This is a genomic window from Mogibacterium kristiansenii, assembly GCF_029224645.1.
GTDB lineage: Bacteria > Bacillota > Clostridia > Peptostreptococcales > Anaerovoracaceae > Mogibacterium_A > Mogibacterium_A kristiansenii.
The window spans coordinates 41,049-55,803 of the sequence record NZ_JAQXUZ010000023.1; the positions used below are offsets into that span (position 1 = coordinate 41,049).

At 52.2% G+C, this 14,755-nt stretch carries 11 protein-coding genes; 1 reads left to right on the plus strand and 10 read right to left on the minus strand.

The genetic code is table 11. The annotated features are described in order from the left end of the window. Positions 1-267: 267 nt before the first annotated feature. The 10 genes from PUE40_RS07185 to PUE40_RS07230 all read right to left on the minus strand — a co-directional run bounded on the left by PUE40_RS07185 (position 268) and on the right by PUE40_RS07230 (position 13,790). Positions 268-627, minus strand: a complete 360-nt coding sequence (locus PUE40_RS07185; RefSeq protein WP_277672347.1) for a hypothetical protein — start codon at positions 625-627, stop codon at positions 268-270. A 173-nt stretch (positions 628-800) separates the two neighbouring features. Beyond that, positions 801-2,150, minus strand: coding sequence for a penicillin-binding transpeptidase domain-containing protein (locus PUE40_RS07190; protein WP_277672348.1), 1,350 nt, complete (start codon positions 2,148-2,150; stop codon positions 801-803). Positions 2,151-2,188: 38 nt separating this feature from the next. Continuing rightward, on the minus strand, positions 2,189-3,973 hold the full coding sequence (locus PUE40_RS07195; RefSeq protein ID WP_277672349.1) for an FtsW/RodA/SpoVE family cell cycle protein: 1,785 nt from the start codon (positions 3,971-3,973) through the stop codon (positions 2,189-2,191). A 21-nt stretch (positions 3,974-3,994) separates the two neighbouring features. Next, positions 3,995-5,653 carry a glutamine--tRNA ligase/YqeY domain fusion protein gene (locus PUE40_RS07200; RefSeq protein WP_154554659.1) on the minus strand — a complete coding sequence of 553 codons (1,659 nt, stop codon included), beginning with the start codon at positions 5,651-5,653 and terminating at the stop codon, positions 3,995-3,997. 120 nt (positions 5,654-5,773) lie between these two features. Beyond that, complete coding sequence (locus PUE40_RS07205; RefSeq protein ID WP_277672350.1) at positions 5,774-8,248, minus strand: ABC transporter ATP-binding protein/permease; 2,475 nt, start codon at positions 8,246-8,248, stop codon at positions 5,774-5,776. A 2-nt stretch (positions 8,249-8,250) separates the two neighbouring features. After that, positions 8,251-10,671: an ABC transporter ATP-binding protein/permease gene (locus PUE40_RS07210; RefSeq protein ID WP_277672351.1), complete on the minus strand. Its 2,421-nt coding sequence runs from the start codon at positions 10,669-10,671 to the stop codon at positions 8,251-8,253. Between the two features lie 225 nt (positions 10,672-10,896). Then, positions 10,897-11,058 carry a hypothetical protein gene (locus PUE40_RS07215; RefSeq protein ID WP_154554663.1) on the minus strand — a complete coding sequence of 54 codons (162 nt, stop codon included), beginning with the start codon at positions 11,056-11,058 and terminating at the stop codon, positions 10,897-10,899. A gap of 22 nt (positions 11,059-11,080) precedes the next feature. Further along, positions 11,081-12,442 carry a Na+/H+ antiporter NhaC family protein gene (locus tag PUE40_RS07220; RefSeq protein ID WP_277672352.1) on the minus strand — a complete coding sequence of 454 codons (1,362 nt, stop codon included), beginning with the start codon at positions 12,440-12,442 and terminating at the stop codon, positions 11,081-11,083. A 144-nt stretch (positions 12,443-12,586) separates the two neighbouring features. Then, complete coding sequence (locus tag PUE40_RS07225; protein WP_277672353.1) at positions 12,587-13,114, minus strand: nitroreductase family protein; 528 nt, start codon at positions 13,112-13,114, stop codon at positions 12,587-12,589. Positions 13,115-13,235: 121 nt separating this feature from the next. Then, positions 13,236-13,790 carry a DUF1836 domain-containing protein gene (locus PUE40_RS07230; protein WP_277672354.1) on the minus strand — a complete coding sequence of 185 codons (555 nt, stop codon included), beginning with the start codon at positions 13,788-13,790 and terminating at the stop codon, positions 13,236-13,238. Between the two features lie 215 nt (positions 13,791-14,005). Here PUE40_RS07230 and trhA point away from each other — a divergent pair, with 215 nt between their 5' ends. Further along, a complete protein-coding gene (gene trhA, locus PUE40_RS07235) occupies positions 14,006-14,734 on the plus strand; it encodes a PAQR family membrane homeostasis protein TrhA (RefSeq protein WP_154554667.1) in 729 nt (242 codons plus the stop codon). The last annotated feature ends 21 nt before the right edge of the window (positions 14,735-14,755 follow it).

Consider the following 14,755-nt stretch of genomic DNA (forward strand, 5'->3'; position numbering starts at 1 on the left):
TTCGCGGCTTTTGTAAGATTCTAATTTTGGAACGACAGATTTCCACTGGCGATTCACGCAAAAATAAGGATTCCCTCCCCAAAAGCGTGAACTTTTTTTAAAGGATGATTTGAACGGAGAAAATTACACGACAAAATCGTGTATAACAAAAAAATATGTTCACGCTGATTTACAAAAATTATAAAAACAGCGTGAAGTCGCCCTGAAAATCTAGGTATATTTTATTATATCAGATTGATAAATTCTAATTATCAATTGACGAGATTTTTACTGTTTTCCTCTATTCTCTACATCTTCATTTAATACGTTTTCTGCGAACTTAATAGACTCTAAGATGTTACTTTCCTTGCATTCTTCAGGGAACTTATCAGTAAGATTCTTATATGCTTGCAAAAGTTCTCGACTTCGGGTTCGCTCTGCCAGATTATCAATTATTTCACTAATCCAACTAAGTTCTTCCGCAGTACATTCATTCTGAAGGAACGAGATTGTCGCATCAACATCTTCACTTAGCATCTCTATTTCTTGGCTCCAGCATTTTTCGATTCCGAATGACCATTCATCACAACATTCTGCTGCAATTCTGCTTCTCTCTTGAATAATTTCTTTGAATTTTCCTATCTTCATTTTCTTTTCCCACCTTTCTTGTGTTTCTCCCGCCAACATAGTCCGGACTTTTCCTGTTTGTTGTCTTATTTGCTTACGCCTAGGAACAAAAAAACCTGCATCCGGAAAGCAATTTAAGCTAAACGGTGCAGGTTTGTTGGTTGTGAACCCTCTAGGAAAAGTGAAAAATCTCTTTATTCACTGTCATTATTGCTGATAATCCGATTCAGCACGTCCTTCGCCACCGGTCCCGCCGATACGTACCCGGTGCCGCCGTTTTTGATCCATACCACGAAGGCCAACGGATAATCCTCATTATCGATGAATCCCACGAACCAACCGTCTTCGCCGCTGCCGGTTTCCGCGGTACCGGACTTGGCATAGAGATCCAGCCCGTAGAAATTGGACTCCCCGTAGGTTACTTTGACGTTGTTCTTCATCATGGAGCGCAGCTCATCGGCGGTTTCGGAACTGATGTATTCTCCCAGAGATTTGCCGGATTTGCCGGCGGACAGGAAGCTGGAGGATTTCATCAGCTTCGGCTGGACCGGCTCGCCGCCGTTGGCGATGGCGCCCATGTACACCATCATGGCGCACGGGTTCACCTGGTCATCGTACTGACCGATGCCTGCCCAGCTCAAGTTCACCTCGTTGTCCTCCGGAAAAGTGAAGGAACCCGATTGAGTCTTGATTCCGTCCACATCCACGGATTTGGTCAGTCCCACTTTCTGAGTGGTGGTGGAAAAGTTTGCGGCACCCACCTCCCGGGCCAGTTTTCCGAAGGCGCCGTTGCAGGATACCGCAAGGGCCTGGCGGAAGTTCACCGTGCCGTGGGCCGAGGTGCAGGTGATGTCATCTTTATTATAGCGGTTCTTCCCGTCGCAGGTGAATCGGAAGGAATCCACGTCCACGCCGGACTCTAAGGCGGACGCCGCCGTCACCAGCTTGAAGGTGGATCCCGGCGTCATGGCTCCCTGCAGGAAATTGTTGAAATAGATGGAGTCTCCGCTATCATTTCCGCTTTGATCCAGCTCCGGATCGAAGGCCGGCGTACTCACCATGCACAGGATCTCTCCGGTCTTGTAGTTATAGACGCCCACCGTACCGGTCTTGCCGGAAAGCCGTTCATAGGCCGTCCGGTTGGCTTCCGCATCGATGGTCAGCGTGATTTCCTTACCCTCTGCCGAGGTGTCGTAAGTTCCGTTCAGCAGATCGTATCCGATCAGATCCCCGCTCCACATGTTGATGGCACCGGTGGCCACATTTCCGGCCGGATCGCCCACCGTATGCACGGTAGCTTTCCGAAGCTCCGAGTCGTCGGAATAGTGTGTACCGTCCTTATCGCACTTCAGAAGCTGCGTCCCGTGGCGGTCATAGATGGTTCCTCGGTTCAGGTTTCCATCCACGTAGATCTGCAGATTTCCGGAGAAGCTGGCCCAGGTCTTTCCCTGAGTCACAAAACGCCACACGAACACCCCGGTCCCCAGGAACAGGACCGCTGCCAGAAGCAGACATATTGTTGCACGTCTTTCTACTTTACGCATGGATAGCTCCTCTTCTTTCTATCGGTCCTCCGGCCGCCTCACACCTCTTCTGCGTCCTCATCGGTCTCCTCCGCATAATCCTGCAGAGATACTTTTACCTTAGACCGTTTTATGGCGATGCTGGCATCCTTCCGCATATCCGCCGCTTTAAAGAATGCCAATATGGCCCATGAGGCCATCATACTGGTACCTCCCGCCGACACGAACGGGAAGGTGACACCGGTGAGCGGGAACAAATCCACCGCACCGAACACGTTCAGCATGGTCTGGAACAGGAAGAACGTGGACGCGCCGCAGGCCCCGATGGTGTAGAAGGTGGACCGTCCGGCCACGATGGAATTCACCGCAAAGAGGCACAGGGTGATGATGCACACGATCAGCAGCAGGGCGATGATCAAGCCCCACTCTTCCGTCACCATTCCGAATACCAGGTCCGTATTGGAGGCGCCCACTGTTTTCAGATATCCGTTTCCGGCGCCCTGTCCCAGAAGTCCGCCTCCGGCACTGTAGCACATGGTTCGAACCTGCTGGTATCCTTTGTCCGCCGGATCGTCCCACACATGTCCCCAGATGGAAAACCGGTTGGCGATATACGGCATAAAACGAAGAATCATTAATCCCATGATTCCGGCACCGACTCCGGTGAGAATCAGCCGGGACAGATCGCCGCTTCGCAGGAAGGATACCACCAGAAATGTGACGAAGAAAATCAGTGCTGTACCAAAGTCTCCCATCACCGCCAGGCATCCCAGGCAGTAGAAGGAAAACAGCACGTACTGCATCAGGTTCTTCTTCTGGAACAGCTCTTCCAGAGTGGCGGCTCCCACCAGAACGAAGACGATTTTCACCAGCTCTGACGGCTGAAAACCGAAGTTCCCGATATACACCCAGTTGGCGGCACCGTACTTAATCTGGCCGCACACCAGGTTGAAGGCCAGCAGAAGCACCGATGCCACTGCCATGATGGGACGAATCCGCTCCGTCCGATCCAAATCCCGAAGGAAGAGGCAGATGACGAAGAACATCAGCAGGCCGATGACAACGGATACGAACTGCGTGAACGTTCGCTCCGGCTCCGAGGATGCGGTAATCGCCAGGCTGATGGTGGACATAAAAAAAGCGATCAGCTCAATCTCAAAACCCTTTCGCCCCATCGCCTTTCCGGTGAGGATGTACACCCACATCACCACACCCAGCAGCAAAATGGAAAGAAGGGCGGTCACCGTCACTTTCGTCCCCATTCCCAGAATCAGCTGCACCACAGCGAGAATCTGAAATGCCGTAATTCCCAGCATCGCCGACCACGGTGACAGCGGTTCTTTATCCATCAGCCGAAGTTCTTCGTTGTTGCGAGTTTCCTCCAAGCTGATCGAGGCCAAGGTCGTACGCACCCCGCCCAGGGTGATTTTGTCCCCCGGCTCAATCATGTACCGCCTTCCGGGCACCAGCTTCCAGTCGTTCACCACCGTTCCGTTGGTAGACCCCAGGTCCTTGATCATCCACTTCTCGTCCGATTGTCGGATCAGCAAAGCCTGGCTCTTGGAGACGGTTTTGTCCTTAATTCGAAGATCCACGGAGGAGGATCGGCCGATGATGTTTTCCCAATGGGTGATGGGAATGCCTTCTCCCCCTTCCACGTGGAGATACCCCCATACCTCCGGCGTGGCTCTGGTGGACAGCAATGAAATGATGCACATCAACAGAATCCACACCGCCAGCAGTACGAACACCCACCGGAGTCCGGTGGTGATGTACTTCGCCGTTTCGGGATGGGAATTCGCCAGAGATAATATTGAATTCACAATGCCATTGATGGTATCCAATGTTTTCTCCCTCTGTCTGTACTACTTCTTCCAGGAGCTCTTCAGACCTACGATGCTGTTAAATACCTTCTCATCCTCGGTAGTCAGCTTCCTGTCTGCAATATAATATCCCTTCCGGAAGAACTGGAATCGGTCTTCCGGCTTTGCCTCCTTGATGGACGGCTCTGCATAACCCCAAGTGTCGCGGAGGGAATCCTCGTTGAATACGGAATTTCCTTCCTCGTCCTCAATCATCATGTAATCGTACTCCCGAATTCGGATCCGAACCGCGGTACTGGCCTCCACAAAATGGATGGTACCCTTCACCTTCCGGCCGTCCGGCGCGTCTCCGCCGCGGGTTTCCGGATCGTAGGTGCAATGCAGCTCCCGAATGGATCCATCTTCGTTCTTAATCACTTCATTGCAGGTAATGTAGTATGCACCCTTGAAGCGAACTTCATTTCCCGGGAAGAGACGGAAATACTTCTTTACCGGTACTTCCATAAAATCATCTCCGTCAATCCACAGTTCCCGGCCGAACGGAACCTCTCGCTCCCCCAGCTCCGGAACCTTCCGGTTATTTTCTACGGTGCACATTTCAATCTGACCCTCCGGATAGTTGGTGATTACCACCTTAATCGGGTTGGTCACTACGTGCACGGCCGGCACTTTATCCTGCAGATCGTCCCGGACTGCGGCTTCCAGCTGCGCAATATCCACGGTGGAGTTGGCTTTCGCCACACCGATTTCGTCGCAGAACGCCCGAACCGCTTCCGGCGTATATCCTCTCCGGCGGATGCCGGCGATGGTTGGCATCCGAGGATCGTCCCAACCGTCTACATGACCTTCGTCCACCATTCTCTTGAGATACCGCTTGCTCATCAGGGTGTGGGTGATGTTCAGACGAGCGAACTCAATCTGACGCGGCGGATTCGGCCACAGACCCACTTCCTGCAGCACCCAGTCGTACAGCGGACGGTGATCCTCAAACTCCAAAGTACAGATGGAATGGGTAATGCCCTCAATGGCATCTTCAATCGGATGAGCAAAATCGTACATCGGATAGATGCACCACTTGTCCCCCGTATTGTGGTGGGTCACGTGAGCTACCCGGTAGATAATCGGATCTCTCATGTTGATGTTCGGGGATGCCATATCAATCTTTGCACGGAGAACCGCTTCTCCGTCACCGAACTCTCCATCCTTCATGCGCCGGAACAGCTCCATGTTCTCTTCCACGCTTCTGTTCCGATATGGGCTCTCTTTTCCCGGCTCCGTTAGGGTTCCACGGTATTCCTTCATCTGCTCTGCCGTCAGGTGGCACACATAGGCCTTTCCTTTCTGAATCAAAGACACTGCGGCTTCATACATCTGATCGAAATAATCCGATGCCCACAGTCTCTTGTTCCACTGGAATCCCAACCAGTGTACATCCTCCTCGATGGCGTCCACGTATTCCGTATCTTCCTTGACCGGGTTGGTGTCGTCATAACGAAGGTTGCAGGTTCCGCCGTACTTCAGTGCGGTTCCGAAGTTCAAGCACAGGGATTTGGCATGTCCGATGTGGAGATAGCCGTTTGGTTCCGGTGGAAAACGAGTGGCGATATGATCCCACTTTCCGGTTTCCAGGTCGTTGTCGATGATGTCGTGGATAAAATTCCCTCTCATCTCTTTGTATTCGTTCGTTTTTTCGTTACTCATTCCAGCCTCCAAATAAATAATGCACTTATTTGTGATTATAGCACAATGGGAAATTTTCTACAATCAGCGTAATGCAATTCCGGGCTCGACAAACCGCCGAACCCGGATATGAAAATGCCCCTATATATCCGTCCTTGACAGAATTTCCGCCGGCGTTTTCCGAAGGGTTCGGAATACCGGAAGGAGCCCTGCCAGCAGGTTGAACAGCACCAGCACGCCGAAGGACAGGAGCGCAATGCCCGGGTTCACCACATACTGGTTGGCGATGAAATCGATTCCCTGCATCAAATTGTACAGGAGGTAATACGCCGCCCCGATGCCCGGCACCGCTGTCAGCACGGTGATTACCAGAATTTCTCCGGTGAACATGCGGTAAATATCCCGCTTCTTCAGCCCGATGGCCCGCAAAGTGCCCACTTCCTTGATTCGGGACAGGAAGGAGGATCGAAGCATCAGGAAGATTTCAATGAGAGAAATCAGCAAAATGATTCCCGCCACTACCAGCGCGGAGCGCAGGTTGTCCCGGTGCTTTCGCATGTAATCGGTGCGGTCCCGCTCGTAATTTATTTTTGCGGAATAGCCCTCTTCCTGCAGCGTGGTCAGCGTCCCATAGGTGTCGGTGGTGTATACCGAACAAACCTTTTGTTTTGCAATGTAATTCTGCCGAACCGTATCCTTGCTCACGTAGACGATATCGTTCTGGTAATCGCTGGTGTAGAATCCCACCAATTTCAGCTTGTGCCCGTTCACCTTTCGATTGAGGGTCTTGCCGATGGTGTACCCATCCTCGCCGTTGTGGGAATTGTTCACCACCGCCTCATAGGTATTCTTCGGTGCGGACCCCTTCTTAATCCGAAGAGCCGAAGAACGCAAGTCGTAATTCACGATGGCATTATCCTCTTCGCCGGAAGCCTCTGCGTCCATCTCGTCATCCTCGCCGTAATCCGAAAAATCACTCGCCGTATCATCCGTTCCCTTCTTCGCATTGGACAGCACGTCGATGGTTTGACTTGCCGGAATGAAAATGGACGGGGATTTGGTATCGGAAACGCCCACGATTTCGTAATCCTTCAGGTGCGGAATCTTAATCCGCCGTCCTATGAACTGTTTTACGGAAGCCAGCCCCACCATGTTGCCCGCTTTGGCTTTGATGAATTTATCCAGAATCATCCGGTCGATGACGATTTCATGTCCCTTCTCCGGAAGGCGTCCTTCAATTACATCTTTGGTCTCCAGCTCTTCCGAATGGCTCAGGGAGCCGGTGAGGCCGGCAGACGCCTGGGCGGTCTGATAGTAATCGTCCATCGGCAGGGTCACGCAAATTCGGGTATCTCCCGGTGTCACATAGCTTACCCCGTTCATCTTCCGGATTTTCTTCAGCATCGACTCATCGTGCTTCGGGTTGGCCACGGTGATGTAATGACTGTTGGTGGTGAGGAAGTCCTTCTCCTGCACGTTGAAAATACCGAAGATGTTGCTCACCGCGGTAAAAGTAAACGCCGCCGCGCACACGAATCCGATGAGCAGGAGTTTTTTCAGCAGGCTGAATTTCCGCACATTGCGGAAGCCGCTGGCCAGCATGTTCCAGACGTTGTATACGGAGGTGTATTTCGCCTTAAAATTCTCCGGCATGTGCTCGTCGTACCGGAAGTGCACGTCCTCGTAGATGGTGGAATCCATGGCGCTGTAGTGCGCGTCAATCATCTCGATGTTGGCGGTTTCATCCACCACGTGGAACGCCCCGCCGGTATTGATGTACAGGTTGCCGCCACGAATGACGATTTTGATATCCGTCTCCCGAATCTCATCCTGATACACGTCCACCGTCAGTCCATCGTGCCGGAATCGCACTCCGTGTTCCATATCTTTCAGATAAATCTTGTTTTCCAGCTGATAATCCAGCTTCTGGGAAGGATCGTTCTCCCGGTCCGATACCACCCGGCCGTCCTTGATTCGAACCACCCGATCCGCGTAGAATTCCGCGATATCCGTCTCGTGAGTCACCAGAATCACCAGCCGGTCTTTGGAAATCGACTTGATGATGTTCATAATCTCGATGGTGTTCCGGCTGTCCAGGTTTCCCGTCGGCTCATCGGCGATGATGATCTTCGGGTTCTTGGCAATGGCCCGGGCGATGGCCACCCGCTGCCGCTGTCCGCCGGACAGAGCATCCGCCATCTTGTTCCGATACGGATAGATGCCCACCGCCTCCAGGCAGTAGTTCACCCGTTCCTTCACCTGTTCCCGATCCTTCATGCCCACCATTCGCAGGGCGATGGCCACGTTTTCAAAGACGGTGCGGTTATCCAGCAGGTTGTAGTTCTGGAAAATATATCCAATTTTCGCATTCCGAATGACGTCCACCTTGTTGGAACTCTTCCGGGTGATGCATTCCCCGTCCACGTAGATCTTTCCCGAGTTGATTCGGTCCAGCCCGCCGATGGCATTCAGCAGCGTGGTTTTACCGCAGCCGGAAGGGCCCAGCAGCGCCACGATGCCGCTTTCCGGCAGATTCAGGGAGGTGTCGTTGATGACATGAATTTCGTTGTTTTTCTTTCGGTTGAAATACTTATTTACATTCTGAAGTTCAATCATATCTACGCCTCCTCTCTGTAAACTTTCATAGCGCTCTTGCTGAAGATTTTATGGGAATATCTCTTCGCAATCAGGAGGGACATCACCAGAAGTCCGACGAACAGGATGAAATAATCCGTCGCAGACAGGAACGCCAGTCGCTCATTCACCGCCGGCACCGCGACGATTCCCCGCCGTACCAGGTTGCTTCCCACCAAAACGCCGCCATAGGAAATCAGCATCATGAGCAGCAGCTCGATGCGCAGGATGTTATCCGTATTCTTCCGGCTGGCGCCCAAAATTCGCAATGTAGAGTAATAGGAATTTCGGGACCGCATGATCAGCCGGATTACCGCATAGGAGATGAAGAACAGCACGATGAATTCCAGTGCCAGGCGAACCATGCTGAACATCCGCAGGATAAACGCATACCCGCCGGTGGCATCCGTAAAGGTATCCTTAATCACCAGCACCTTGTATCCGGCGCTTTCCAGGGCCTTCACCGTGGAATCGGACAGCTTCTCGTCCTTCATGAAAAAGCTGCTCTGGAAATTTCCCTGATTGAAAATCTTGTTGTAATCCGACGGATTGATGTACACGTTGGACGTGTATTCGTCGTAATTGTTTTTGGAAAGACCCAGCAGGCTCCGGATATTGTCGGCTTTGAACACCTGACCGATTCGGAAATCCCGAGACTCCTCAAAATAATGGTTTTTCACGTGAAGACCCATGGTCTTTCCCCGCGCCGCACCTTCTTCGTAGAACTGGTATGCCTGGTCTTCGGAAATGTATACCTCGCCCTTCGTCACCTTCTTGGATGGATACACCACCTGCATGCCGCTGTAATCGCTCTTCGTACCGCTAAAGTCCAACGTTACGGTGGAGGAGGCCGCTGCGGTCTTTACCAGCACCCGAGCCGCCACGTTATCCGTTACGTAAATCATGACGTTTCCGTTGCTGGACCGGCCGGCATCTTCGCTCAGCAAAACCACGCCGACCACGGTCACCTTGTCCTTAATCAGCCGGTCGCCGCCCTGTATCGCCATGGAATTCAGGGCATCGATGTAGTATTTTTTCCCCAGAATCTTCTTGTCCATCTCCTTGATGGCATCGTAAGAATAGCATTCCGGATCCGCCACCAGCACCACCTCCGTATCCTTCTTCGGAAGGCGGCCGATGGTCGGCTTTTCCTTCAGGCAGCTCACCGGATACATCGGCCCGCTGATATCGATATCGTCGGACTCAAACATGATTCCGGTGTCGATGCCCGCATCGCCCTTGATGATGTAATCCGCATTGTCCATCTTCTGAAGGCTCTCGTAATCCGAAGTGGTGAAAGCACTCCCATCCTTCTTGGTGAGAATCAGCCGCTCCGGGGAGGTATCCGTGAAGTAGTTGTTGTACCCCATCAAATCGTTGGAATGGAGAGCCTGCTTCGTAGACGCGTACTGACTCAGCACCGCCGCCGTGACGAACAGGTACACCAATAAAAGCAAAATGAATTTCGCCGGAAGGTTGAAGGTGTTCCGAACCCCCAGCCGAAGCTGCGACCCGGCCGACATCTTCCGGTATACCGGTGCTTCCGCAAAAGGATTCCTCCGCCCCCGGCCCTTTCTTCTTCCTTTCCCTCCGGTTTCCGCCTCTTCATTTCTCATGGCTCTTCCGCCGCTGCGAGGCTTCGCCGCTTCTTCTTCCTTTCGTTCTTCCTCCGGATGAAGATAGGATTCCATCTCATCATCGGAAAGGTCCCCTGCCGCGGGCTGAATTTTTTTATCCTCGATAATTCGGCCGTCATGCATGGTGATTTTTCGGGTAACGTACGGCGCCGCCTGTTCGTAGTTGTGGGTTACGATAACCACCAGGCGATCTTTGGAAATCCGATGCAAGGTTTCCATCACCTTCTCTGCGGAGGCACTGTCCAGATTTCCCGTCGGTTCGTCCGCCACGATAACCGGGGCGTTCTTTGCCAGCGCCCGGGCGATGGCCACCCGCTGCTTCTGTCCGCCGGAAAGCTTGGATGCCTTGGTCTTGGTATAGGCCGTCATATCCACCATATCGATGTATTCCGGGATGTTCTGCTTCTGCTCCGACCGAGGCATGCCGGACAGCATCATGCTCAGCTCAACGTTCTGGTATACGGTATAACTGTTCACCAGGTTGAAGTCCTGGAAAATATTCCCGATGTATTTCTTCCGGTACCGTTCGTAATCTTCCGTTCGGTAGCCGCTGGTATCCTCTCCCGCGATGAAAAGTTCCCCCTCTTCATAGCTGTCCAGTCCGGAAATGACGTTCAGCAGCGTGGACTTGCCGCTGCCGCTCTCGCCGGTAATCACCACGAATTCCCCCATATCCAGGTTGAGATCCACCTTGGAAAATCCGGTACTCACGGTATCCTTATTGCTGTAGAACTTCGATACGTTATGAAGTTCAATCATATGCGACATAATTCTATCCTTTCTTTCCCCCATGCTGTTACAGTATCGGTCGAAATTAATGATATTAATTATACTGAATTGGGCTCCGGTGTACAACATCCGGAGCCCAATCTTAACAACTCTTAAGAAATCTTAACACTTATTGCGGAAAATCAATCGCTGAGATCCACATCGGTGGTGTTGACGGCGTAGATTCCGATTCCCATCAGGATGACTCCGGTCTTCTCGTACACATCATCGGCAATATCCCGCTGAAGCCGGTCGATTTCCACGGCGGTCATGGTATCCGGAATGGGACATCATCCCCACAAAAGCCTTAAAGCCCGCCAGCAAAAGGTTGGTGACGATGCCCACCACGCTGGCCCGCACGATGACCTGATTTCGATTTTTTCCCATTCCAATTCATCTCCTTCCACAACTATCGGATGACGGTGTGGTTCTCCCAATCCCATTCGCCGGAGAGGGTCAATTTCTCGTAGCTTGGAATCAGGAAGGACAGCACGGTGAAAAGTCCCAGCAGGAACAGGTACCACAGCAGCGGTATGATGTCCAGCGGGCTCACTCGTCCCTTGGTCAGGGATGCCACCAGCAGGAACTGGGCACCGTACGGAATCATGCCCTGGAAGATGCAGGTGAACGCATCCAGGATGGACGCGGTTTTTCTCGGATCGATCTTGTACTTCTCGCTGATGGATCTGGCCATATTTCCGTCCACGATGATGGCCACGGTGTTGTTGGCCGTCGCCATATCCGTCACTCCCGCCAGCACGCACAGCGCCGCCTGGGCGGATTTCTTTCCCTTGCAAATTCCGCTGAGCTTCTCGATCATCCACTGAAGCCCGCCGTATTTCGCCGTAAGCTCCGCCACGCCGCCGCCGAACATGGACAGCAGGAACACTTCAATCATGCTCTTGTAACCTTCCCACACATTGGTGGCAAAAGTAATCACGGTCAGGTCGCCGCAGGCAATTCCGATAATGCCGGCAGACACGATGCCAAAGAGCAGTACCAGGAATACGTTGATTCCCAGCAGCGCCAGCACCAGTACCAGCATGTACGGAACCACTTTGATCAACTCATAGTTTCCGGCAGGAATTACCACCGCATGTTCCGGACGGCCGAATGCCACTAACAGCGCCAGTGCGATGATGGCCGCCGGAAGGGCGCACCAGAAGTTGGTGCGGAACTTATCCTTCAGCTCTACGCCCTGGGTCCGGGTCGCGGCGATGGTGGTATCCGAAATCATGGACAGGTTGTCGCCGAACATCGCGCCGGACATGCAGGCCGCCATCACCAAAGGCATGCTCAAGCCCGCTTTATCCACAACGCCCACGGCAATCGGCACAATCGCGCCCACGGTTCCCATGGAGGTTCCCGTCGCCGTCGCCATAAAAGCAGAAATCACGAAGATGCCTGCAGTGAGCAGGTGTGCCGGAATAATCGACACGCCCAGGTTTACCGTGGATTCGATTCCGCCCATCGCACCGGCCACTGCGGAGAATCCGCCGGCCAGCAGGTAGATCATCAGCATGGTCACCACGTCTTCACTGGCAGCGCCTTTGGCGAAGGTCGCAAAATTCTCGTTAATGCCCGCCTTGTGGAACATGACAAATGCGGCAATTACCGCAATGGACATGGCCACCACCGACGGGAACTGATAGAACGCCATCTCCACCCCCCGCATCTGCAGGATGATTCCGGCGCCCATATAGATCACAATGAACAACAGGAACGGTATCAGTGCCAATCCGTTGCTTTTCGTCTCTTCTAACTGTTTCATCTTTCTCTGTCCTTTCCAACTAACCAAAACGGTATTGATTCATAATCTTTTTCATTATATCTTTTTACGGATTATACTGCAATTCATACACGGATTTTTTTGTAAAAAAAGTGCCGGAAGTCTTTCGCTTCCGACACAAAGTTCTTAGTATCTGCCCAACGTGTCCACAAAGTGAATCTTCTTGCGGAAACATTCCTCGGCTTTCTTTTTCATTTTGCCCGGCTTATCCTCTTCTGCATCCTGCTCCGGATAGCCCAGAGTCAGAATGCCCATCGGCATGAATTCCGAAGAAACGTGCATGGCTTCCGCCACCTTCTTCTGCTGCGCTTCGTCACACATCACGCTCACCCAGGTGCCGGCCAGACCGATTTCTTCCATGAGTACCAGCATGTTTCCGATGGCGCGGCTTCTCTCCACATCCTCTGCGGTCGGCGCTTCCTTTGCCGGTGCGTATACCGGAACGATAACGGCCGGTGCATCCTTCACTTCGGCGGCATTCTCACCGGATTCCGCCAGCTCGGCAATCGCCTCCTTGGACTTGGAAACGTAGTAGTTCCACCCCTTCTCGTCCTCCAGATGGGAAGCCATCGCCGCCTTGATGACCTTTACCAGGGTGCCGTTGGCAACCGGTGTCTGCTTGTATGTGATTCCTGCATTTTTTGCGATTTCCATTTGCAATACTCCTCCTGCAAAATAACCATTGGTTTTTTCTATAAATACTCCGTTGGTTATTATACACCGCTGAAACCCTTTAATAAAGGGCTTTTCAGGCTTTTTGCCGTTTATTTTTTAACTATTTGGAGGTGCCCGGTTCTTTGATTGCGTCGAAATACAGATTCAGATACATCTTATACGCGATGGCGGAGGCGGTGTAATCCACCACATTCCGCGCTTCCTCGCTGACGTCCTGCGGAATTTCTTCCGGATTCCACGGTAGCGGGTCTTTCCCGAAAGAGGTGAGGGCATGCTCCAGGCTTCTTCGGAAATATTCGTATCCCGTTTCCACGTCGCTGTTCTGGCGGCGGATTTCAAAGGCCTTTCGGATGTTGTCCATGGACAGTACGGTCTTTGCCACGGCCACGAACAGCAGGGCCACGATCTGATCCCGGGAGTAGGCTTTCTTCTCTGGACGGGTCACCACCTTCAGCTTCACGTAATTGCTAATCATGGATGGGGTGACGCTCATATCCGGAAAGGATTCCAGTGCGGTATTGATAAAACGGGTCACCTGCTCCAGATACAGCCCCACGTCCGGAATCTCCTTGTATTCCGGCAAATGCAGGGAATCCAGAGTGCGCTGGATGTCCGCTTGAATGCTTTTGTTCTTTTCGTTTTCTTTCTGTGTCATCATTTTCTCCTGTTTCGAATACCTGATATTCATTGTATAGCAAATATCAATAACCGTCAATAATATTTGCGGTAACTCTTGACAAGTTATTGAATAACCGCTAATATATGGTAATCGGATATTCAATAACCGATGACGAGGAGTTGATTACAACGTTCGCAAATTTGATCTCACGCTCGAATCCGAACCGAACGTTTTTTACAGGAGGTATCCCAATGCAGAAATTATCTTATTCCACCAATTCCGTTCCCGGCGGTACCGAGGCATCGAAGGATTGCCCGGTATTCCGCGCCAAAGATCCCATCAGTTCGCTGACTCATTTTATCGGATTCCTGATGGCCATCGTCGCGACCCCGCTCCTTCTGATTCACGGGGCCTTCGGCGGTGCACCGCTTCGGGCGCTAATTTCCATGGGGGTTTTCATGCTGAGCATGGTTCTGCTGTACGGTGCCAGCGCATCCTATCACGCATTTAATCTGGATGAAGTTCGGAACCATCGCCTGAAATGCCTGGACCACATGAGCATCTTCGTATTGATTGCCGGCTCCTATACCCCGGTATGCCTGATTGCCATTCCGGGAAAGGCCGGAACCCGGCTCCTCATCGCGGTTTGGATTGTGGCCGCACTGGGAATGCTGTTCAAATTCTTCTGGGTGACCTGTCCGAAATGGGTCTCTTCCGTGATGTACATCGGAATGGGCTGGCTCTGCATTTCCGTCCTGCCCACGATTTATGCCAACCTTTCTTCCGCCGGATTCCTCTGGCTTCTGGCCGGAGGATTGTTTTACACCGTCGGCGGAGTGATCTACGCCCTCAAGCTGAAAATCATTCCGGCCAACAATATCGGCTTCGGCAACCATGAGTTGTTTCACCTCTTCGTCATGGCGGGAAGCTTTTGCCATTACATGCTGGCGTACCTGGTGCTCTGCCCGATGGCGGTGTAATTAGAAAAATAGCGAATACAA